The 21,196-nt window shown below is 36.5% G+C and carries 17 protein-coding genes; 14 read left to right on the forward strand and 3 right to left on the reverse strand.

Annotated features, from left to right (window positions below; genetic code table 11):
- The first annotated feature begins 71 nt into the window (after nt 1-71).
- Together LQV47_RS13640 and LQV47_RS13645 are read left to right on the forward strand one after the other, a co-directional pair.
- On the forward strand, nt 72-2,393 hold the full coding sequence (locus LQV47_RS13640; protein ID WP_230037733.1) for a glucosamine-6-phosphate isomerase: 2,322 nt from the start codon (nt 72-74) through the stop codon (nt 2,391-2,393).
- Nucleotides 2,394-2,508: 115 nt separating this feature from the next.
- Nucleotides 2,509-3,600: a nucleotidyltransferase domain-containing protein gene (locus LQV47_RS13645; protein WP_230037735.1), complete on the forward strand. Its 1,092-nt coding sequence runs from the start codon at nt 2,509-2,511 to the stop codon at nt 3,598-3,600.
- Between the two features lie 159 nt (nt 3,601-3,759).
- Here the strand turns inward: LQV47_RS13645 and LQV47_RS13650 are convergent, their stop codons facing one another.
- Nucleotides 3,760-4,104: a TfoX/Sxy family protein gene (locus LQV47_RS13650; protein ID WP_230037737.1), complete on the reverse strand. Its 345-nt coding sequence runs from the start codon at nt 4,102-4,104 to the stop codon at nt 3,760-3,762.
- A gap of 167 nt (nt 4,105-4,271) precedes the next feature.
- Between LQV47_RS13650 and LQV47_RS13655 the strand changes: the two genes are divergently transcribed.
- From LQV47_RS13655 to LQV47_RS13670, 4 genes are all read left to right on the forward strand, one after another.
- Nucleotides 4,272-4,787, forward strand: coding sequence for a DUF2975 domain-containing protein (locus LQV47_RS13655; RefSeq protein ID WP_230037739.1), 516 nt, complete (start codon nt 4,272-4,274; stop codon nt 4,785-4,787).
- A gap of 1 nt (nt 4,788) precedes the next feature.
- The gene (locus LQV47_RS13660) at nt 4,789-4,992 is read left to right on the forward strand and encodes a helix-turn-helix transcriptional regulator (RefSeq protein ID WP_047487719.1); all 204 of its coding nucleotides are present in this window, start codon (nt 4,789-4,791) and stop codon (nt 4,990-4,992) included.
- A gap of 254 nt (nt 4,993-5,246) precedes the next feature.
- Complete coding sequence (locus tag LQV47_RS13665) at nt 5,247-6,119, forward strand: ABC transporter ATP-binding protein (protein ID WP_230037741.1); 873 nt, start codon at nt 5,247-5,249, stop codon at nt 6,117-6,119.
- A 2-nt stretch (nt 6,120-6,121) separates the two neighbouring features.
- On the forward strand, nt 6,122-9,292 hold the full coding sequence (locus tag LQV47_RS13670; protein ID WP_230037743.1) for a M1 family aminopeptidase: 3,171 nt from the start codon (nt 6,122-6,124) through the stop codon (nt 9,290-9,292).
- 733 nt (nt 9,293-10,025) lie between these two features.
- Here LQV47_RS13670 and LQV47_RS13675 read toward each other — a convergent pair.
- Entirely contained in the window at nt 10,026-12,287 is a 2,262-nt protein-coding gene (locus tag LQV47_RS13675; protein WP_230037745.1) for a polyribonucleotide nucleotidyltransferase, read from the reverse strand.
- 215 nt (nt 12,288-12,502) lie between these two features.
- Between LQV47_RS13675 and LQV47_RS13680 the strand changes: the two genes are divergently transcribed.
- Together LQV47_RS13680 and LQV47_RS13685 are read left to right on the forward strand one after the other, a co-directional pair.
- Nucleotides 12,503-13,720: a hypothetical protein gene (locus LQV47_RS13680; protein ID WP_230037747.1), complete on the forward strand. Its 1,218-nt coding sequence runs from the start codon at nt 12,503-12,505 to the stop codon at nt 13,718-13,720.
- Nucleotides 13,721-14,003: 283 nt separating this feature from the next.
- Complete coding sequence (locus LQV47_RS13685; protein WP_230037749.1) at nt 14,004-15,425, forward strand: sugar MFS transporter; 1,422 nt, start codon at nt 14,004-14,006, stop codon at nt 15,423-15,425.
- A 1,081-nt stretch (nt 15,426-16,506) separates the two neighbouring features.
- On the opposite strand, the gene rpsO is transcribed toward LQV47_RS13685, so the two are convergent.
- Nucleotides 16,507-16,776: a 30S ribosomal protein S15 gene (gene rpsO, locus LQV47_RS13690; RefSeq protein WP_034704056.1), complete on the reverse strand. Its 270-nt coding sequence runs from the start codon at nt 16,774-16,776 to the stop codon at nt 16,507-16,509.
- Nucleotides 16,777-16,949: 173 nt separating this feature from the next.
- Here rpsO and LQV47_RS13695 point away from each other — a divergent pair, with 173 nt between their 5' ends.
- From LQV47_RS13695 to LQV47_RS13720, 6 genes are all read left to right on the forward strand, one after another.
- Nucleotides 16,950-17,498 (forward strand): pyruvate decarboxylase, encoded by a 549-nt coding sequence (locus LQV47_RS13695; RefSeq protein WP_230037751.1) that lies wholly within the window; start codon nt 16,950-16,952, stop codon nt 17,496-17,498.
- A gap of 257 nt (nt 17,499-17,755) precedes the next feature.
- Nucleotides 17,756-17,899, forward strand: a complete 144-nt coding sequence (locus LQV47_RS13700) for a hypothetical protein (protein WP_230037753.1) — start codon at nt 17,756-17,758, stop codon at nt 17,897-17,899.
- Between the two features lie 27 nt (nt 17,900-17,926).
- Nucleotides 17,927-18,070, forward strand: coding sequence for a hypothetical protein (locus LQV47_RS13705; protein WP_230037755.1), 144 nt, complete (start codon nt 17,927-17,929; stop codon nt 18,068-18,070).
- Nucleotides 18,071-18,428: 358 nt separating this feature from the next.
- The gene (locus LQV47_RS13710; RefSeq protein ID WP_230037757.1) at nt 18,429-18,584 is read left to right on the forward strand and encodes a hypothetical protein; all 156 of its coding nucleotides are present in this window, start codon (nt 18,429-18,431) and stop codon (nt 18,582-18,584) included.
- Nucleotides 18,585-18,905: 321 nt separating this feature from the next.
- Nucleotides 18,906-20,228: a magnesium transporter gene (gene mgtE / locus LQV47_RS13715; RefSeq protein WP_230037759.1), complete on the forward strand. Its 1,323-nt coding sequence runs from the start codon at nt 18,906-18,908 to the stop codon at nt 20,226-20,228.
- Between the two features lie 26 nt (nt 20,229-20,254).
- Entirely contained in the window at nt 20,255-20,992 is a 738-nt protein-coding gene (locus tag LQV47_RS13720) for a helical backbone metal receptor (protein WP_230037761.1), read from the forward strand.
- Nucleotides 20,993-21,196: the final 204 nt, after the last annotated feature.

Consider the following 21,196-nt stretch of genomic DNA (forward strand, 5'->3'; position numbering starts at 1 on the left):
TTGTAGTTATCTTTAAGTTCTACATCATCTCACAGTATAAAGTATTTGAAAACATAATAAAAATCACAAAAATGGAAAACAAAAGGAACTTCACTCCCGTAGAGGAATCTTTCTTAAATGATCTTTCAAAAAACAGTAAAACCAATATACCTTATATTGCTGTTGACAATTTTCCTAATTTAGGAATGCTTACAGCCTTACGATTTCTGGAATGGGCAGCTGGAAATCCCAACGGTGTTATCAGTCTTCCCACCGGAAAAACACCGGAATATTTTATTTACTGGACTAAACATATTCTTGAAAACTGGGAAAAGGAAAATATTATTGAGCTTAGAAAAAAACATCATTTATCCGTCCAGAAACCATCACTGGCAGAGCTCCATTTTGTTCAGATTGATGAATTTTACCCTATAAAATCATCCCAGGCAAACAGCTTTTATCATTACGTGAATAAATATTATATTGAAGGGCTGGGATTAAAAAGGGAAAATGCTCTTCTAATCAATTGTGATGAAATTCCTTTAGCGTATGGCAAAAGCTTTGAGGAGGTTTTTCCCAGTCATAAAGTAGACCTGGAACTGAGATACCGTGAACCGCAAAATCCTTTGGAGAAACTGCAAAAAGAATCTATTTTCCTTATAGACAACTGGTGTTCGGAATATGAACAGCAGATCCGTAAGTTAGGGGGTATTGGATTTTTTCTGGGAGGAATAGGTCCTGATGGGCATATTGCCTTTAACATTAAAGGTTCTGACCCTTATTCAACAACCCGATTGACTTCCACCAACTTCGAAACACAGGCGGTTGCAGCCGGAGATCTTGGAGGAATTGAAATTTCCAGGGAACGCCTTGTGATCACTATCGGTCTGGAGACGATCACTTATAATAAAGATGCTGTAGCCATTATTTTCGCAGCAGGAGAAGCAAAAGCGCCTATGATAAAAAACGCACTGGAACTTCCTCCTTCCAATTTATATCCGGCTTCTGTACTTTCCAATCTCCCGAATGGCAGATTTTATATTACACTAGGAGCTGCAAGCACACTGAATGACTTCATTGCCGATTATTACCAATCCGGAAACTGGTCACAGGAAAAAACCGATAAATCAGTTATGATGCTGACCCAAAAACTGAATAAATATGCTGAACATCTTACCCTGGAAGACCTTCAGTCTGATCCGTATACCCAGTTAATTCCGGATCTTAATGAAGACACTGTTCAGTCAGTGATTACTTCCATTGAAAACAAAATAAAAAAAGGAACAGAAGCACTTACCCATGAAGTTTTTTATCATACAGGTCCTCATCATGATGATATTTCATTAGGACTTTTGCCTTATATCCATTACCAGTCCCGAAATGAGACCAATGAATCTCACTATTCTGTCCTTACATCCGGCTTTACTGCGGTGACCAATAAGTTTCTGACAGATATTCTCCGGGCTACCCTTCTTTTTACCGAAAAAGGAGAAATCGAAATGCTTAATTATCCGGACTTTTTTGAGGTTGGATATAAAAATAAGAGGGATAAAGACGTCTATCATTACCTTATCAATATAGCTTCCGAAAATGCTGACGAAAGGTCAAGAGCGGTATCTCACAGAATGGTAAGAAATATCGTTGAACTTTGGGGTTTAAAAACAAAACAAGAACTGGAAGAGAAAATAACAGAAGTGATTGCTATCATCAATTCCAGCTATGATGGCCAAAATCCGGAGCAAAAGATCCAGACACTGAAAGGAATGATCCGGGAATATGAAGAAGAATTAGTATGGGCACACTTCGGTGTAAGAACAAAGAACGTTCATCATTTAAGACTTGGATTTTATACGGGAGCTATTTTTACGGAGAAACCCAAAAGAGAAAGGGATGTATATCCTATATTGCAACAGCTGAAAACCATTAATCCTACCGTTATAAGTTTAGCGTTCGATCCTGAAGGAAGTGGTCCTGATACCCATTATAAAGTCTTACAGGCAATTGCCGCTGCCGTAAGGGAATGGAGCAAAGAAAAAGATCTGTCCCAACTTAAAATATGGGGCTATAGAAATGTTTGGTATCAGTTCAATGCAGCCGATGTCACTCATATTTTCCCGGTATCCCTTAATGGAATGAGTACAATGGATGAAAGTTTTACCAACAGCTATCTAAGCCAGGTAAACGCCTCCTTCCCAAGTTACAGATACAACGGAAAATTCAGTCATCTTTCTATACAAACCTGGGTAGAACAGCTTCAGGCTGCTCAGTTGATATTGGGAAAACCTTATTTTTATGATAACGAAAGTCCACGTCTCCGGGCAACCCATGGCCTTCTTTTCTTTAAAGAAATGAATGTGGAAGAATTTCTGCAATCTGCCCGTGAGCTGGAACAATCTACAGAAGGGGTGTTTTAGTAGCCGTTTTTATAAGTAACTTCCCACTCTTTGAAAGAAATACAGAGAAAACAAAACTTAATAAAAAAAGAAATACGAATGACGCAGGGCTAGTCCTTGTATCAAAAGATAATCAATGACCATACAAGATCTAAAAACCAATAACCTCATCCTCTTTGAAGCCATCTCCGGAAGCCGTGCTTTCGGCCTGGCTACGGAAACCTCAGATACGGATATCCGTGGAGTATATTATGTACCGAAAGAAGATTTCTTTGGGCTGAACTATATTCCACAGATTTCCAATGAGACCAATGATATCACCTATTATGAAATCGGGAGATTTGTAGAATTGCTGCAGAAAAACAATCCCAATATCCTGGAAATTCTGGCAAGCCCGGAGGACTGTATCCTTCATAAAGATCCGCTGATTGATCTTCTGAAAACAGAAGACTTTCTATCCAAACTATGCAAAGAGAGTTTTGCAGGATATGCCGTTTCACAGATTAAAAAAGCGAAAGGTCTCAACAAAAAGATATTAAATCCTATAGATAAAGAAAGAAAATCTGTTATGGATTTCTGTTGTATCCTTGATGGACAAGGCTCTGTTCCTTTGAAGAAATGGCTGCATGAATTCCCCTCATCTGGAGACAAGCCCGAAGGACGGGATGGTCTTTTACAGGAAAGGTGTGGATTAGTGAGCATCGACCATACTAAAGGAATGTTTGCCTTATTTTATGATGAATCAGGAACATTAGGGTATAAGGGTATTATTCAGAATGAAGAAGCCAATCAGGTTTCTGTATCATCTGTGCCGAAGGATGAAAAGCCAACCGCTTATCTCTTCTGCAATCTGGATGCCTATTCTACGTACTGTAAAGACTACAGGGAATATTGGAAATGGATTTCTGAACGTAATGAAGACCGTTATAATGTTAATCAAAATCATGGACAGAATTATGACAGCAAAAATATGATGCATACCATCCGTCTCTTGCAGTCGTGTGAGCATATTTTTAAAACCAATTCTTTGCATACCCGTGTAGAAAACCGTGATGAATTACTGAATATCAAAGCCGGAAACATGCCTTATGATTCATTAATACAAAAAGCTGAAGATTTGCTAGAATCAATTGATTTCCATCATACAACATCCAATTTGCCTGAGTCTCCTGATCTGGAAGAAACAACAAAAATTTTAATAATGATCAGGGAGAAGCTATATCAATAATATGGAAAGCCCGGAGGGTAGAGACAAGAGATTTAGAAATTGGAGACTTAGAGACGTGAGACTATTTACCCTTTAGGTTTTGAACTCAATAATTCATCACTTCTAGGGTCTCTCACTCTCAAACTCTACCACCCTCCAACCCTCTAACCTCCGGAAACCTCACTTCTTCTTCGAGGCTTTAGCGATTGTATTATAATCAAGACAGATTTTTATCCAATACTCAAAATCATCGGGTTTTTGAAAACCAATGGGCTCTACATAGCAATAGTCTTTGAGCTGTTTTCCTCTCATGATCATCGGAAGAAAACCGTTTTTTTCCGAAACCTCATCTTCCAATTCGGGGTTATAGCGGCACATCAGGTTGTCATGGCTGATATTGATGCACATCTTCCCGTTGACAAGAAATGATAATCCGCTGAACATTTTCTTTTCCTCAACTTCAATATCATGAACTTTGGAAAGCCGTTCACGAACCCTATCTGCCAATTCAATATTGTAAGCCATGATCTTTTATTTTTTCACTATTTAAAATTACATAAAAACAGTATTCAACACAGCTTTTTTCACTATTATTTCATTGTAGAGGTTTTATAAAATAAAATTTTATTTAAATTAATTATTGTTTTACGATAATTAATTATATATTTGTAACACTAATTAATGATCGTGTCATGAACCAGACCAAAATTATTTCAAGAATTTTATTTTATATCTGCGCTCTGCTTTCTGCCGGATATTTAATTACTTTTGTGTATTCCGTTCTATGTCTGGCAACAGGATTCTCTGTTACGCCTTATAAAGATGGACAATATCTTCATATCAATTATCCGTTCACCGAAAAACCGTTTCTGAATATTGAAAACAATTCTCCGTATATCATCTTTTCTTTTCTAGCTGTTTTACTTTCTTATGGAATCTTTTTCTGGCTTTCCGCAAAAGTTTTCAAAGTTTTTTTCCAGCCAAAACTGTTTACAAAAGATCATATACAACAGCTTAAGAGATTTTACCTGTATAATATTTTTATCCCACTCCCACTGGTTATTGTTGCCTGTTTCTTTGTGGAAGTAGAAAGTATCATCTGGGGACTGGTGTTTATTCACTTTATGCTTGGAATTTTCTGTCTGTTTCTTGCGAATATCTTCAAGCAAGGACTACATTTGCAAAACGAACAAGACCTATTTATTTAACATGCCAATTATAGTCAACTTAGATGTCATGCTAGCCAAACGAAAAATGCAGAGTAAAGAATTGGCAGAAAAACTGGGAATCACTCCCGTAAACCTTTCTATCCTAAAAACAGGAAAAGCCAAAGGCGTGCGTTTCGATACCCTGGAAGCCATCTGTAAAATTCTGGAATGCCAGCCTGGAGATATACTGGAATATAAGGATTAGGTTTTGAGTGAAAGAGTTTGAGGGTTTGAGGGTGGTAGAGTTTGAGAGTGAGAGCTTCTATTATTGAGCTGCTAGCCCAAAGCATAAGATAATCTCTACGCGTCTCTTGTCTCTATGTCTCCTGTCCCTACTTCTCCAAGTCTCAAAATCTATCATTACTCTTAAGTCACAGTTTACAAATCATCATTATTTACCATTATTAAAAGCAGCCTGAAAAAAGACTGCCTGTCATTCTATTACCCAAACACAACACTATGAACACCTTATCTATCAACAACCTTAGCCTCACCTACAAGAATGGTTTCCAGGCCATTAAAGACATTTCATTGGAAATCGAAAACGGGATGTTCGGTTTACTGGGTCCAAACGGAGCCGGAAAATCGTCCTTAATGAAAACCATTGTAGGATTGCAGAAACCCAGTTCTGGCACCCTGTTTTTTAATGATGTGAATATTGCTGAAAACCCTGCCTATATAAAACAGAACCTGGGATTTCTTCCACAGGATTTTGGAGTATACCCTAAAGTCTCCGCTTATGATCTCCTGGAGCATATCGCAGTACTCAAAGGTATTACAGACAAAACGAAACGTAAAAACCAAATTCTAAATCTGCTTGAAAAAGTGAATCTTTCAAATTTCAGGAACAAAGAGGTTCATACCTTTTCCGGAGGGATGAAGCAGCGTTTTGGAGTTGCTCAGGCTCTATTGGGTGATCCTAAAATTATTATCGTGGATGAACCCACTGCCGGTTTAGATCCTGAAGAACGTAACCGTTTCAATGCTTTACTAAACGACATCAGCCAGGAGGTCATCGTTATTCTGTCGACCCATCTGGTGGAAGATGTCAGAAATCTCTGTTCGGAGATGGCCGTGATGAACCATGGACAGATCCTGCGAAAAGGAAATCCCGGAAAATTAATGGCAGCACTGGAAAACAGAATCTGGTCAAAACCCATTGATAAAAATGATCTTGAAACTTATGATTCCAGCTATGAGATCATCAGCAGGCAACTGATAGAAAGAGAACTTCAGATCACTGTTTTTTCTGAAGAGTCACCCAAAGATTTCAGTCCTGTAACTCCTTTACTTGAGCATGTTTACTTCCATACGCTAACCCAAAAACCTTAGTCATGAACAGCCTTTTTTTATTTGAAGCCAAGCGCAATATCAAGCACTGGCTTACCTACCTTATTGCCTTAATCCTGGTCTTTATAGGTATTTTCTGTGGCAATCGGTTTAATCTTTCAGTAGGAGAAGGTATTTATCTCAATTCGCCTTATACGATTGGATTCATGTCCGGAATGCTCAGTCTTTCTATTATTTTCTTTGCTACTGTTTATGCATTACAGCTGATTTTTAAAGATTGGGATACCCAATTCGACCTTCTCCTCTTTTCTTTTCCTATATCAAAATCCACCTACCTTAAGGGTAAATTTCTAACCTACTTTTTACAGACTTTTTTAAGTTTCTGCTTCTTGATGATCGGTTTCCTTGCAGGCCAGATGATGCGTACGGGAAGTGAAATGCACAACGAGTTCAATATAGGTTACTATCTATATCCATTATTTATCTTTGGATTTATCAACAGTCTTCTGGTTTGCAGTTTTCTGTTTTTGATATCTCTTACCCTCCGGAAAAAATTGATCGTTGTCATTGGCGGACTGTTTCTCTACGTATTTTATATGATTGTTTTGCTGTTTTCCAATTCACCATTTATGGCCGGAAGCATTCCTCAGTCTTTGGAAGCGCAGCAGATTTCTGCATGGCTGGATCCGTTTGGGCTCTCCTCTTACTTTCTGGAAGCCCGAACCTTTACTGTTCATCAGAAAAATACGCAGGTAGTATTTTTTACAGGATATTTACTCGTCAACAGGCTTTTATTTCTTATCATATCCATCGGTTTTCTATTTCTTAGCCTCAGGGTATTTTCTTTTTCAAAAATTTTTAAGCACAAGACAAAGAAGGCGGTCAAAGAAGTGGATTCTTCCCATAAGACATTAGCCTTACAATATTCTGCCGTTCTGCCCACTTTTGGGAAAACAGCTTCTATTAAAGCCACCCTCTTCTTTGCCCGGATTGATCTTATTTATCTGTTCAAAAGTATCACCGTTCCGGCTGTATCCATCCTTTTATTATTTTTTGTCGGGATGGAAATGTATGCCGAAATAGAGAAAGGGATCCGTCTTCCCCAAAAATATGCCGGTTCCGGGCTTATGGCCACTACCATTTCAGAAAACTTTCCGCTGTTCGGGTTGCTTATTTCTGCCTATTTTATTAATGATCTTTACTGGAGAAGCCGCTCCTCATGGTTCTTTTTGATTGAAAACACTACTTTTTACTCCAAAAATAAGCTGCTGGGGCATTTTCTTTCCATCAGTTTACTGTTAGTTTTCTTTACAGGAATTTTGATCATTCAGGGAATCATTTTCCAGGCTGCCTATCAGTATTTCCATATCGACTGGAATGCTTATCTGCCGGTCTTTCTTTTCAATACGGTTCCCTTGATTCTTTTTTCCGTTCTTATCCTGTTGATCAATGACAGCATCAGGAATAGATTTATAGCGCTGGGAGTATCTGTTCTTGCGGTTTTTATATTGGCAGGTCCTGTTTCCGGAAAAATACTGTCTTACCCTCTTTTCAGAATATTTTCAGACTTTAAAGGTACTTACAGTGATTTCAATGGCTATGGAATTTATCAATTAGCTTTTGCACAAAGGCTTTTATTCGGAATGGGTGTGATGGTTACAGTGTGGATGCTCAATCAGTGGATTACATTGAAAAAAATAATACTCAGCCAGGCAGTTTTCACTTCTATTGTACTGTTCTCGGGAATATATGCCGGGACTTTTTTTATGAAGGGTTATATTCCCAAAGAGGAGGAGAAAGAAATTTCAAACTCGGTACAGTATGAAAAAAGTTTCAGGAAATACGAAAATCTCCCACAACCTGACATTACAGATATTACTACGGAAATCCAGCTCTATCCTTCAGAAAATTCATATCAGATCATTGGGAAGTATAAGCTTAAAAACCAAACTGACCAGCCTGTCAGCAAAGTTTTGATTAATTTTAATCATGATTTAAAACTGGAAAATGCAGTTTTAAAATCAGGCTCTGAAGCCATGAAGATCACTGAAAACACTACGGAAATACAATTAAGACAGCCCATGCAGCCTAATGAAACGGCGGTTCTTGATTTTAAATTATCTTACCATTGGGTTCCAGTCAACGGTCACCAGTCCTTTAATGCTATCATAGAAAACGGTTCATTTATGAGGGTCAGCAGGTATTTCCCGTCGGTGGGCTATCAGAAAGATAAAGAAATTGAAGATCCGAAAATACGGCAGGATAACCAGCTTGGAAAACTGGCCTCACTAAAAAATCCTGAAGCTCCCGGAGTCTCCAAAAAAGATTTTATCAATCTTGACATGACTGTTTCTACTGATAAACATCAAATCGCTATAGGAACCGGTGATCTGGTAAAGAAATGGACAAAATCAGGCCGTCATTATTTTCAGTATAAAGCAGAAAATATACCTTTCAGATTTGCTGTTTCTTCTGCAGAATACAAGGTGAAAAGTATTCATTGCAAAGGAATTACAATCAATATTTTTTATCATCCGAAGCATGTTGAAAATGTAGATCACCTGCTGGAAAATACTAAAATCACTTTGGATTACTGTCAGCAGAATTTTGGAAAATATCCTTTTAAAACTATCAATTTTGCGGAAATTTCTTCTTTTACCAGAGGTTTTGCTGCTACAGCCTATCCATCTGTTGTTTTTATGCCTGAAGATATGGTTTTCCACGCCAATATTCATGCTGATCAGAATCAGGATGTCATCAATGAACTTGCAGGACACGAGCTTTCCCATTTATGGTGGGGAAACAGCCAGATTAATCCTGATGACAGAAAAGGTGCTATAATGCTCACTGAAACCCTTGCCATGTACACTGAAATGATGCTCTACAAAAAAATGCATGGCAAAGCAGAGATGATGAAAAGAATAGAGGTCCATCAGCAGATCTATGATAATGAAAAAGGACTGTCTGAGAATATCCCCATCTATAAAGCCACCGGAGATGCAACTCATGTTTCCTATTCTAAAGGAGCTGTTGCCATGGTAAAACTAAGTGATCTGATAGGTGAAGAAAAAGTAAATACAGCCCTGCGAAACTTTTTAAAAAATAACAGTTATCCTAAAAAGCCTACTTCACTGGATCTTATCAATGAGTTTTATAAAGTTGCCCCTAATGAACATTCTAAAAAACAGATTGATACATTATTTAAAGCTATATAAAAGAAAAACAGTACGCTAAATTTTCTTTCATAATATATTTTACCCGTCCCTGGTGATGCTCTGAAACAGAGAACAGGAATCTAGTGGTTAGGTTGGGACACGCAAAGACGCAAGGAGTATAGGAGAATAGACTGTTTTAAGACGCAAGTATTTTATCTCCGATAAAATTGAATATCGTTACAAATTATTATTTGTGCATTCAAAATTTCTTTTATAATGTATTTTAACTTGTCCCTGGTGATGCTCTGAAACAAAGAACAGGAATCTAATGGTTGGGTTGCGATACGTAAAGACGCAAGGAGTAGAGGATAATAGGCTGTTTTAAGGCGCAAGGATTTTATCTCTGATAAAATTGAATATCGTTACAAATTATTATTTGTGTATTCAAAATTTTCTTTTATAATGTATTTTAACTTGTCCCTGGTGATGCTCTGAAACAGAGAGTAGGAATCTAATGGTTGGGTTGCGATACGTAAAGACGCAAGGAGTAGAGGATAATAGACTGTTTAAGGCGCAAGGATTTTATCTTCGATAAAATTGAATACCGTTACAAATTATTTATTTGTGCATTCAATACAGCATATTTGCAGTAATCCTTGATGTTCTTCCGCCTTAAAAATTTGCAGCATACATTATTTGCATAATTTCAGTAAACATAACAAGTATAACAATGCTTATACAAAACAAAAGATCCCTCAAATTGAGGAATCTTTTTATATCTAAGAATAATATCTTAAGCTTCTGTTGAAGGAGCCTGGTTTTCTGCAGGTGCATCACCTTGTGGTCTTCCTTGTCCTTCTGGTCTTGGTCTTCCTTCCGGTCTTCCTTGCCCCTCAGGTCTACCTTGTCCTTCCGGTCTTGGTTTACCCTCTGGTCTTGGAGGTCTTGGTAAAAGAACTTTACGGGAAAGTTTCATTTTCTTACGGTCATCATAACCCATAAATTTCACTTCCACTTCATCTCCTTCTGCATATGGAACTTTATCTAAACGAGCCCATTCGATTTCAGAAATGTGAAGAAGACCTTCTGTACCTTTAGCAATAGCCACGAAAGCACCGAAGTCCATTACTTTTACTACTTTACCGTTGTATACTTCACCTACAACCGGTACGAAAGTAATTTCGTTGATCTTAGCCACAGCAGCATTGATTTTCTCTCTGTCTGTTCCTGCAATCTCGATACGTCCGATTTCTCCTACTTCTTCAATAGCGATAACAGTATCGGTATCTTTCTGCATCTGCTGAATGATTTTTCCTCCAGGCCCGATTACAGCACCAATGAAGTCTTTAGAGATCTCCATTACCACCATTTTCGGAGCGTGAGGTTTCACATCTGCTCTTGGCTCAGAAATAGTTTCAGTGATTTTATTTAAGATATGTAATCTTCCGTCTTTAGCCTGCATCAAAGCTTTTTCCATGATATCCATAGAAAGACCCTGAATTTTGATATCCATCTGACAAGCAGTGATACCGTCTGCAGTACCTGTTACTTTGAAGTCCATATCTCCCAGGTGATCTTCATCTCCTAAGATATCAGAAAGTACAGTAAATTTACCTGATTTTGCATCTGTGATCAATCCCATTGCGATACCGGAAACAGGTTTTGTAATCTTTACCCCTGCATCCATTAATGCCAATGTTCCTGCACAAACTGTTGCCATTGAAGACGAACCGTTTGATTCTAAGATATCAGAAACAATTCTGATGGTATATGGATTTTCTTCAGGAATAACTGCCTGTAATGCTCTTTGAGCAAGGTTACCGTGTCCTACCTCTCTTCTTGAAGTTCCTCTTAAAGGTCTTGCTTCACCTGTAGAGAATGGAGGGAAGTTATAATGTAAAAAGAATTTTTCGTCGTGTTGCGAGATTACGCTGTCTACCATGTTTGCATCTTTTACAGAACCTAACGTTACTGCTGTTAAAGACTGAGTTTCACCTCTTGTAAACACTGCAGAACCGTGAGCCCCCGGAAGGTAGTCAATTTCTGACCATATCGGACGGATCGTCTGAGGATCACGACCGTCAAGACGGATATTGTCTTCAAGGATCATCTGACGCATTGCTTCTTTCTCTACGTCATGGTAATATACTTTTACGAAAGGAGTTACTCTTTCTAATTCTTCTGCATCCTCTGCATATTGAGCAAGGAATTCTTCACGAACCGCTTTGAATTTTTCTCCTCTTTCTTCTTTTCCAGATGGCGTTCTAGCCACCTCATATACTTTATCGTAAGTTTCTTTCCAAACTTTTTCACGAATTTCTTCATCGTGATTTTCGTGAGAATATTCTCTTTTTGGAAAAGCTTTTCCTACTTTTTCTGCTAATCTTTCCTGAGCTTCAATTTGCTTTTTAATTTCAGCATGACCAAAATTAATAGCTTCTAACATTTCCTGCTCAGAAATTTCCTTCATCTCCCCTTCTACCATTACGATTGAATCTTTAGTAGCTCCAACCATGATATCCAGCTCAGAACTCTTCAGTTCTTCATAACTTGGGTTGATAGAAAGTTTTCCGTCGAATCTTACCACTCTTACTTCAGACATAGGCCCGTTGAAAGGAATATCAGTAATAGCAATAGCTGCAGAAGCTGCTAAACCAGCTAAATCATCAGGAATAGTTTTTCCATCATAAGAAATTAAGGAAATCATTACCTGAACTTCAGCATGGAAATCTTCAGGAAAAAGCGGACGTAGCACTCTGTCTACCAAACGCATTGTTAAAATTTCCTGATCTGAAGGTCTTGCTTCTCTACGGAAGAAATTTCCAGGAATTCTTCCACCTGCATAGAATTTTTCTCTATAATCTACTGTTAATGGTAAAAAATCTACACCAGGATTTGCTTCTTTATTGGCTACAACAGTTGCTAAAAGCATTGTTCCGCCCATTTTTACTACCACAGATCCATCAGCCTGCTTAGCTAATTTCCCTGTTTCAATAGTGATTTCTCTGCCGTCAGCAAGAGTAATCAGCTCTGTAAACGCTTGAGGTATACTCATAAATTTGTCTTCTTAATACTCCGTATTGAGTATGAATTAATATTTAAACTCTTTAAATTTTCGTCTGCAAAGGTACTATATAATAATGAAATATTAAATTTTCAAATGAATAAATAACACGTCAAGTCTTGACGTTGTGACTCATTACATTTGCTTCAGACTTAAAATTCCTTCGGGAATCTTGGTCTATTTATATTAACTTTAAAAACAAAATTATGATTTTTACTGATGAATTTTTCTCGGCAAGTGATTCTAATACTGCCAACTTAGTAAGGTTAGTGGACAGCCATACCAATGAAGATGTTAATTTCAAACGCATCACCTCATGGATAGATGGGACTGCAATGGATGACACCAAAGTAGACCATATCATCTATAGAAAGAAAATGGATGGTGGAGGAAGTCCTTTTTATTATGTAAGAACCGATGTAACAGCAGGAGATCTGGATGTAAGAATATTTGGAGTTAAAGCTGATGATATCAACGATGATACCTCTGCATTACAGGCAGCCTTCAATATGGCGTGCAAATTGGGACTTAATATTCTACTTCCTGCCGGAATCATGAAAACAACACAGGGGCTTCTTTTAGATTTTTCATGGCAGGGAACAGTTAAGAACCGCATCCAGATTATTGGGAAAGGATTAGGAAATTCGGTTATTAAAAATTACGGACCTACCTCTGTTGCATTATTCATCAAAGGGCCTTCCGATCCTTCCGATCCACCTTATTTTTCTGTCAGTGACCTTACCATCACTAAACCAAAAGGGCTTTCTCTCTCTGGAGTTGGATTACTGATTCAGGAATTCATTGGGGCAGAGGTTAATAATATTGAAATTTCATTGTTTGATATCGGTTTTCAATTAGTTAATGTCTGCAATGCCCAGATTTCTTTTTTAGTTTCTAAATTTTGTAATTATGGTATGTACAATGAGAGAACGAAAAATCCTGAGGGATTCACTTATCCTAACCTGCTTAATTTTCGTAATTGTAATTTTTTAATTAATAATAAGTTTGGAGCTGTCATTATTGCTGGACATGCTGTAAAATTTGATTCCTGTAGTTTTGAAAGTAATTTCGGAGTAGGTCTCCAATTTACATTTGCTGGTTATAATGGTCGGGAAGCCCTAAGTTTGATTAATAATTACTTTGAAGGCAACGCCAACCACGATATCTATTTTGAGACTTCTTCAATGACCGCTTTATCATTAATTTCCAATACGTTTAATAAAAGCATCATAGGTAGAGCAAGTGATGTGGTCGTAAATAATTTATCTAATGACCAGGTACACATGAGCTCATTAAGTAATTCTTTCGGTCATTCCGCCACCTATGTTCCATCTGCATCTTCCAAAAACATTTTATATATGGGAGATCCGTCAAAGTTCCATTTACTGAATAACGATATGCATCAGTCAAGTTTAGAAAGCTAATTGATCCTTTATCAATCATAGTAAACAGCCTCTTTTGGGGCTGTTTTTTTATTTTATTTAGTATTTTTTAATTTTTTATTGTCCCAAAAAAAGAAAATAGTATTTTTATCGTTCCAAAAGTATACATCTGATTATAAAAAATAGTAAAATCATTGCAGAAACATAGGCTGATCCCTATATTTGCCCTACTTCACAAAAATTAAAATGCTGTAGGCAAAAACAAGGAGCAATCCTTTCCGAAATGACAGAGCTTCAAAGCTCTTTCTATATTAAATAAATGTTTATGAATAATAAAGAAGTACAACTACAAAGCAGGAATTATACGGTTCCGTTGGTTACCATCACCCTGCTGTTTTTTATGTGGGGATTCATTACCTGTATGAATGACATCCTGATCCCCTATCTGAAACAACTTTTCAAACTTACCTTTTTCGAATCCATGCTGGTACAGTTCTGTTTCTTCGGAGCTTACTTTATCGGATCTCTGATTTATTTTCTGATTTCTATCTACAAAGGAGATCCCATTAATAAAGCAGGATATAAAAAAGGAATTCTATTCGGTATTTTCCTTGCAGCTTTCGGGTGTATATTATTTTATCCGGCGGCTACTTTTTCTTATTATCCTTTGTTTTTGGGGGCTTTATTCATCCTGGGATTAGGATTTACGGTATTACAGATCACGGCCAATGCGTATGTTTCTTTACTGGGTAGTGAAGAGTCGGCATCCAGCCGTCTGAATATGACCCAGGCATTCAATGCCTTCGGGACAACAATTGCTCCGGTTTTGGGAGGACACCTGATATTTGAATTTTTCTCTGCAGCGGATGGTTCGTTCAGTGCAGTGGCAACCAGAATTCCTTATCTGATCTTTGCAGGTATTCTTTTACTTGTTGCTTTACTTATTTCTAGAGTGAAATTACCTTCTTTCCAGACCCAGGAGGAAGAGATTGAAAAAGGACTGGGGGCTCTTCAGTTTAACCATTTGAAATTTGGAGTTTTTGCCATGTTCTGCTATGTAGGAGGTGAAGTGGCTGTAGGAAGTTTTATCATCAGCTTTTTGGAGCAGCCTCAGATTATGGGCTTTAATGAGATCATCAGTAAAAATTATCTCTCTCTTTATTGGGGAGGTGCCATGATTGGCCGTTTTCTTGGAGCTATTTCTTTAAACCAATCCTTAAGCCAGGGGAAAAAAGCAATTTATATGCTGGGGGCAGCAGGAGCTGTTTTCCTTGTTATTTTCAGCATTGTAGATCTTAGTTTTTCTCAGATCAGCTTTTTCCTTGTATTTATCGTACTTAATTTTATAGCTTTCTTTATTGGTAAATCAGCTCCGGCAAGAACACTGTCTATTTTTGCGGCCATCAACGTAATATTGCTTATTTCCGCCATGGTAAATCATGGTGAAATGGCTATGTACAGTATCTTAGGAATTGGTATTTTCAACTCAATTATGTTCTCCAATATCTATACACTGGCTATTTCCGGATTAGGAAAATATACCAGTCAGGGTTCATCTCTTGTTGTAATGGCCATCTTAGGAGGTGCTATTGTTCCTATTTTCCAGGGATATCTTGCAGATCAGTTTGGGGTGCAGCATTCATTTATTATTCCTGTATTCTGTTATCTGGTAATCCTCATTTTTGGTGCTTATTGTACTAAATTTTTAGGACATGTAGAAACAGCTGAAGCTAAATCCGGTCACTAAGAAATAATTGTTTTCAACTATAAAAGCGAAATATCTCAGGGTATTTCGCTTTATTTTTGGCTTAATTTCAACATGTAACGTTCTTCAGAAAAAGGACACCTACCTTATATATTTTATTTCCATGAAAATACAGTTAAAGCTAGAAAATATGGCATTTTTAGTATTAGGAATACTTGCTTTACCCGAACAGAATATTCATGGTGTTTATAGGATTATTTCTAGGTCTTTTGTGGTTAAAGTTTAGCAAAATAATTAACATAATCTTTGCTCATCCTGTAAGAATCTAAATGAAGTAAGAAAAATACGTTGTGGAGATTCCTGCGGAATGACAAACAAGCTTTTGATAACTCTTTAAATTAAGTTTGTGAGTGTAGTTTAACCACCCCAAAAATTCTTTGAATTTTCGCCGCCCCTCCGAAGGGGAATATCACCTCCCCCCATTATACTATTCATCATGATATCCATGAAAATCACAGATTTTCAAAAACTTAAGTGTACTCCTGTACATAAAGCTTGTCACTTAAAATAAACTAAAGTGTTCAAAAACTTTTGTGTGGTTAAAAGTTTAGCAAAATAATAATTTAACGTTTGTCATCCGGAGGAATCTAAATAACTCTAAAAAAAATAAGTTGTGAAGATTCATCCGGAATGACAAACAGACTGCTGAACCGCTTTAGGATATTTACTACAAAAATAAAGGATTTTCAAAATTTTAAGTGTACTTAACAACAGTTTTCATTATAACTTAAACTAAAGTGTTCAAAAAAATTTTGTGTCTTTTGTGGTTAAAAGTTTAGCAAAATAATAATTTAACGTTTGTCATTCCGGAGGAATCTAAATAACGCTAAAAAAATAAGTTGTGAAGATTCCTCCGGAATGACAAACAGACTGCTGAACCGCTTTAGGATATTTACTACAAAAATAAAGGATTTTCAAAATTTTAAGTGTACTTAACAACAGTTTTCATTATAATTAAACTAAGTGTTCAAAAAGATTTTGTGTCTTTTGTGGTAATTCTGAGATAAAAACAACAAAAAAGCAACCCCTTTCGAGATTGCTTTTATTTGTAAATCTTTACAGATTACTTTCTTAAACCTAGTTCAGCAATGATAGCTCTGTATCTTGTAATATCTTTTTTCTTAAGATAATCCAATAAGCTTTTTCTTTTACCTACCAATTTCACCAAAGATCTTTCCGTATTGAAGTCATGACGATTAGCCTTCAAATGTTGAGATAAGTGGTTAATTCTGAATGTAAAAAGAGCTACCTGTCCTTCAGCGCTTCCTGTGTCTTGTGCAGATTTTCCATGTTTTGCGAAAATTTCTGCTTTTTTTTCTGTTGTTAAGTACATTCCAATATTGTTTAATGATTATTATGTAACGGGTGCAAAATTACGACTATTTTTTGATTCTGCAAACATTATTGATTTCATAAATCAAAATTGATAGAAAAAAATGTTAAAAATTTCTTAATAAATTATATGGAATCCAACGAAAAGGCAGTAATTTTGCATTCGAATTACAAATGAGAAAAATTATACTTTTTACAACGGTTACTACTTTCTTATTAATCGGCATTACTTCAGTACAGGCACAGAAAAATGCTGATGATAAAATAAAGAAAGTTCTTTACTTCAATCCTGAGGTAGAGCCTGATATTGATGAAATAAAAGAGCCTACCAATAATGCATTTTTCGATGTTGTTTCTGACAGTTTCAGCGGAAGAAGAAATAAAATGCTCAGAGCAGAGGTCCAGGTTCCTTTCGACAGTATTGATAGGCAGACGATCATGGATTATTGCGTCAATAATGATGCAGATTTTGCCATTGTTTCTAAGGTAAGGTATTTCAAAGTAGGCATTGGAAAATATGTTTTCTCTAATCAGGTTGTGGTAAGCATGAAACTTTTTGCATCTGATGGAAATCTGGTAACGGAGAGTGATTATGATACCTACCGGAAAAACATGCGTCTGTTGGGATCTAGTGTAAATTCTGTAAAAATAGGAACGGAAGGTGCTATAAGAGATATTCTTAAGAAACTGAGAAAGCTGAAACCGAATGAAGCAGAACTTTAGTGCAGCAGCAGGACAAAAGTTCCCGTAAGTCCATCATTTATTACTCATCCCATATTTTTACTCCTCAAAATTTTCCCTTTATCAGATCAGAAGGAGACTGCAACACTATATCTTTACACCTAATTTTACAGTTATCTTTTTCACATAAAAATAAAAAAAATCCAGCAATACATTAGTTTTTAGTAAAATATTTTCACCATATAATGAATAATCTAAAAATATTTACTATTTTAGTCTGACATTAAATCTAAAATCATATGAAAAATTTAAAAAAACTTAGTAGAGAAGCCGCTAAGCAGATTAACGGCGGAGCTATCAGAAGATGCAGCAATACGGTACCTTGTACTGTGGGATGGTGTTGTGACGGTGTTTGTACTCCCATTATGTGTCCTATCGAATAATATTCAGCACATTAAAATCTAACCTGCATGAAAAATCTAAAAAAAATTAGCAGAGAAGCCGCCAAGAAGATTAACGGCGGATCCATTGAAAGATGCAGCGAACACAATCCATGTTCTGTAGGATCATGTTGTAACGGTATCTGCTCACCACACATCTGTATAGAGTTTTAAAAACATCATTTGAATCCCCATTCAATGAAACTGTTTTTCGGCACCTGTTTACGGGTGCCTTTTTATTTACAAATGTAAAATATAAAACAAAATGCTGATTTTCAGTAAAATATTTTCACTAAACAATGAATAATTAGAAAAAAAATATTATTTTAGTTATACATTAAACTAAATCATATGAAAAATTTAAAGAAACTCAGTAGAGAAGCTACAAAGCAAATCAAAGGTGGAGGTCTAAAAAAATGTACAGAACACTCACAATGCATTTTTGGGATGTGTTGCAAAGGAGTTTGTATGGAACATATATGTTTTGAAGATTAAAAAAACACCTTTCACCTTATTATTAAAATTAGTAACCATGAAAACTTCAATTTTCAAAAAACTAAACAGACAGGAACAAAAAGAGATCAGTGGCAGTGGAATCATCAAAAAATGCAGCGAGAGTTCACAATGTGATCCGTTTCAATGTTGTATGGGTGGCATTTGCCTGTTTTTCACCTACTCCGGAATGTGAACCAATTTGATTCAACAATATTGGAATTTAAAATTTAATTTTCTGAACATCTGCCCCGGCAGGTGTTTTTTTATGAAAGCTCTATTTTAACAAGATTCCAACACCTCTATTTTAAATAAATAATCTTGATGATAACTATTTCAGGAACAGTTAGAATAATAATAAACGAGATACGAAAAAACTATTGTAAAAGTATATCTCCTGTCATGTTCTTTTTGTTCTTTCTTATGGCTTAAATTTTAATAAATCCTTAATTTTCCCAGTTTATGGCTCAGTTTTAAAAATTTGAATTATTTTTGCATATCCAAAAAAATTCACGTTTTGAACTCTAGATACCAACTTATTTTCAATCCCGCCGATATAGCCGAAACTCTCAGCGAACTTCCAGCTGACGAGAGGTTACTCGCGTTTTTGAAGGTTCCAAAGGAGTACAAAGCAGAGGTATTCTCCCATCTAGACCCTAATTTTCAAGAGGAAACCATCAGAAGTATTGGAAGTGATGAAGTTTCAGAAATCCTGAATGCGATGACTCCTGATGACAGGACTGCCCTTTTTGAGGACTTTCCGGATGAGCTTATCAAGTATTCTATCAATCACCTTAATCCGCAGGAAAGGAGAATTGCATTGAAGCTTCTGGGTTATAATTCTGATTCTATCGCCCGTCTGATGACCCCTTACTACATTCAAATCCGTAAGGAATGGACCGTAAAGCGATGTCTTCAGCAGATCAAAAAAGTGGGAAAAAAGGTAGAAACCATGAACTACCTGTATGTAGTGGATGAAAGAAACCGCCTGATAGATGACCTTGCTATCGGAACCCTCCTTCTTGCAGAAGAAGATACTTTGGTTTCTGATATTACAGATAATCATTTTGTAGCCATAATGACAACTATTTCGAAGGAAGACGCAGTCACTTACTTCGAGAAATATGACCGTGACACTCTTCCCATCATTACGGAAGCCGGCGTATTGGTTGGTATTGTAACGATTGATGATATTCTTGACCAAATTGAGCAGCAAAATACAGAGGATATCCAGAAATTTGGGGGATTGGATGCATTAGATCTTCCCTACATCCAGACTTCATGGACAGAAATGATCAAGAAAAGAGCTACATGGCTGATTATTCTTTTCGTTTCAGAAATGTTAACAGCTTCAGCAATGGGATATTTTGATAAAGAAATTGAAAAGGCTGTTGTTCTTGCCTTATTTGTTCCGTTGATTATCTCCAGTGGTGGAAACTCCGGATCTCAGGCTGCTACCCTGATTATCCGTGCTATGGCACTTCAGGAAATTGGGTTGAAAGACTGGTGGTATGTCATGAAAAAGGAAATTATTTCCGGGATTTGCCTGGGGCTGATTCTGGGGGGTATCGGTTTTGTAAGGATTATGCTTTGGCAGAAACTTGGGCTTTTCAACTATGGTGAATATTGGGCCTATGTAGGATTAAGTGTATCTGTTTCTCTAATCGCCATTGTATTATGGGGAACTTTATCCGGTTCTATGATTCCATTTGTCTTAAAAAAGTTAAACCTGGACCCTGCAACTTCCTCCGCTCCTTTTGTAGCAACATTGGTAGATGTTACGGGGCTTATCATTTATTTTACTGTAGCAGGGCTTTTCTTAACCGGAAAACTTTTGTAATTTTAGGCATCATCTAACATGCCCATATGAAAATTGTTTCTCTCGTACCCTCTATTACGGAGGCTTTATTTGACTTAGGACTCACTGAAAATGAAATTATCGGAAGGACAAAATTCTGCATTCATCCTCAGGATAAAGTAAAAAACGTATCGATAATTGGTGGCACCAAAAACATCAATATTGATAAAATAAAAGCTTTGCAGCCGGATCTTATCCTTGCCAACAAAGAGGAAAACATCAAAGAACAGGTGGAAGCTTTAATGAATGATTTCAAAGTAATCGTAACCCATGTTGAAACTATTGAAGACAATTACTACCTCCTGAAAAATCTTGGAAAAATCCTGAATAAAGAAGAAAGAGCGCAGCTTTTTAATCTTAAGATCTATGAAATCCTCAATCAGTCAAAGCTTGAAAATACTGTAAAAGCAGCTTATCTCATCTGGAAAAATCCTTATATGACCGTTGGTTCTGATACTTTTATTCATAAAATTCTATCAGAAATAGGTTTTGAAAATATTTTCAAAGATAAAACCCGGTATCCTGAGATTACAGCCGAAGATCTTGCTGAAGCTGATGTCATCATGCTTTCTTCCGAGCCATTTCCGTTTAAAGAAAAGCATATTGAGGAATTAAAAATAATTTATCCGGATAAAAAGATAATGATTGTTGATGGTGAAGCATTTTCATGGTATGGTACTCATATTGCAAAGTGCGAAAATTACTTTAAAGAGCTTCTGGCAGAGATACACCTGATGCAAATCTGATTTTTTTTACCACAAATCGAAGATTCGTCGCCAAAAGGCACAAAATTTTTAAACACTTAAGCTTATTTTAAGTGACAAGCGTTATGTACAAGAAGTACACTTAAGCTTTTCAAAGTCTATAATTTTTATATCAGAAATTGAAGTATCAAAATGTATTCTAAAGTTATTCAGCAGCATGTTTGTCATTCCGTAGGAATCTCTACA

Origin of the sequence: Chryseobacterium sp. Bi04 (assembly GCF_918698085.1) — a bacterium.
Taxonomy (GTDB): Bacteria; Bacteroidota; Bacteroidia; order Flavobacteriales; family Weeksellaceae; genus Chryseobacterium.

What these genes read in the sequence shown, in the direction of transcription:
- LQV47_RS13665 (WP_230037741.1), top strand. Translation starts at nt 5,247, where the DNA reads ATGAACACCTTATCTATCAACAACCTTAGCCTCACCTACAAGAATGGT.
- LQV47_RS13655 (WP_230037739.1), top strand. Translation starts at nt 4,272, where the DNA reads ATGAACCAGACCAAAATTATTTCAAGAATTTTATTTTATATCTGCGCT.
- LQV47_RS13675 (WP_230037745.1), bottom strand. Translation starts at nt 12,287, where the DNA reads ATGAGTATACCTCAAGCGTTTACAGAGCTGATTACTCTTGCTGACGGC.
- rpsO (WP_034704056.1), bottom strand. Translation starts at nt 16,776, where the DNA reads ATGTACTTAACAACAGAAAAAAAAGCAGAAATTTTCGCAAAACATGGA.
- LQV47_RS13650 (WP_230037737.1), bottom strand. Translation starts at nt 4,104, where the DNA reads ATGGCTTACAATATTGAATTGGCAGATAGGGTTCGTGAACGGCTTTCC.
- LQV47_RS13645 (WP_230037735.1), top strand. Translation starts at nt 2,509, where the DNA reads ATGACCATACAAGATCTAAAAACCAATAACCTCATCCTCTTTGAAGCC.
- LQV47_RS13685 (WP_230037749.1), top strand. Translation starts at nt 14,004, where the DNA reads ATGAATAATAAAGAAGTACAACTACAAAGCAGGAATTATACGGTTCCG.
- LQV47_RS13640 (WP_230037733.1), top strand. Translation starts at nt 72, where the DNA reads ATGGAAAACAAAAGGAACTTCACTCCCGTAGAGGAATCTTTCTTAAAT.
- LQV47_RS13705 (WP_230037755.1), top strand. Translation starts at nt 17,927, where the DNA reads ATGAAAAATCTAAAAAAAATTAGCAGAGAAGCCGCCAAGAAGATTAAC.
- LQV47_RS13710 (WP_230037757.1), top strand. Translation starts at nt 18,429, where the DNA reads ATGAAAACTTCAATTTTCAAAAAACTAAACAGACAGGAACAAAAAGAG.
- LQV47_RS13720 (WP_230037761.1), top strand. Translation starts at nt 20,255, where the DNA reads ATGAAAATTGTTTCTCTCGTACCCTCTATTACGGAGGCTTTATTTGAC.
- LQV47_RS13660 (WP_047487719.1), top strand. Translation starts at nt 4,789, where the DNA reads ATGCCAATTATAGTCAACTTAGATGTCATGCTAGCCAAACGAAAAATG.
- LQV47_RS13670 (WP_230037743.1), top strand. Translation starts at nt 6,122, where the DNA reads ATGAACAGCCTTTTTTTATTTGAAGCCAAGCGCAATATCAAGCACTGG.
- LQV47_RS13680 (WP_230037747.1), top strand. Translation starts at nt 12,503, where the DNA reads ATGATTTTTACTGATGAATTTTTCTCGGCAAGTGATTCTAATACTGCC.
- LQV47_RS13700 (WP_230037753.1), top strand. Translation starts at nt 17,756, where the DNA reads ATGAAAAATTTAAAAAAACTTAGTAGAGAAGCCGCTAAGCAGATTAAC.
- LQV47_RS13695 (WP_230037751.1), top strand. Translation starts at nt 16,950, where the DNA reads ATGAGAAAAATTATACTTTTTACAACGGTTACTACTTTCTTATTAATC.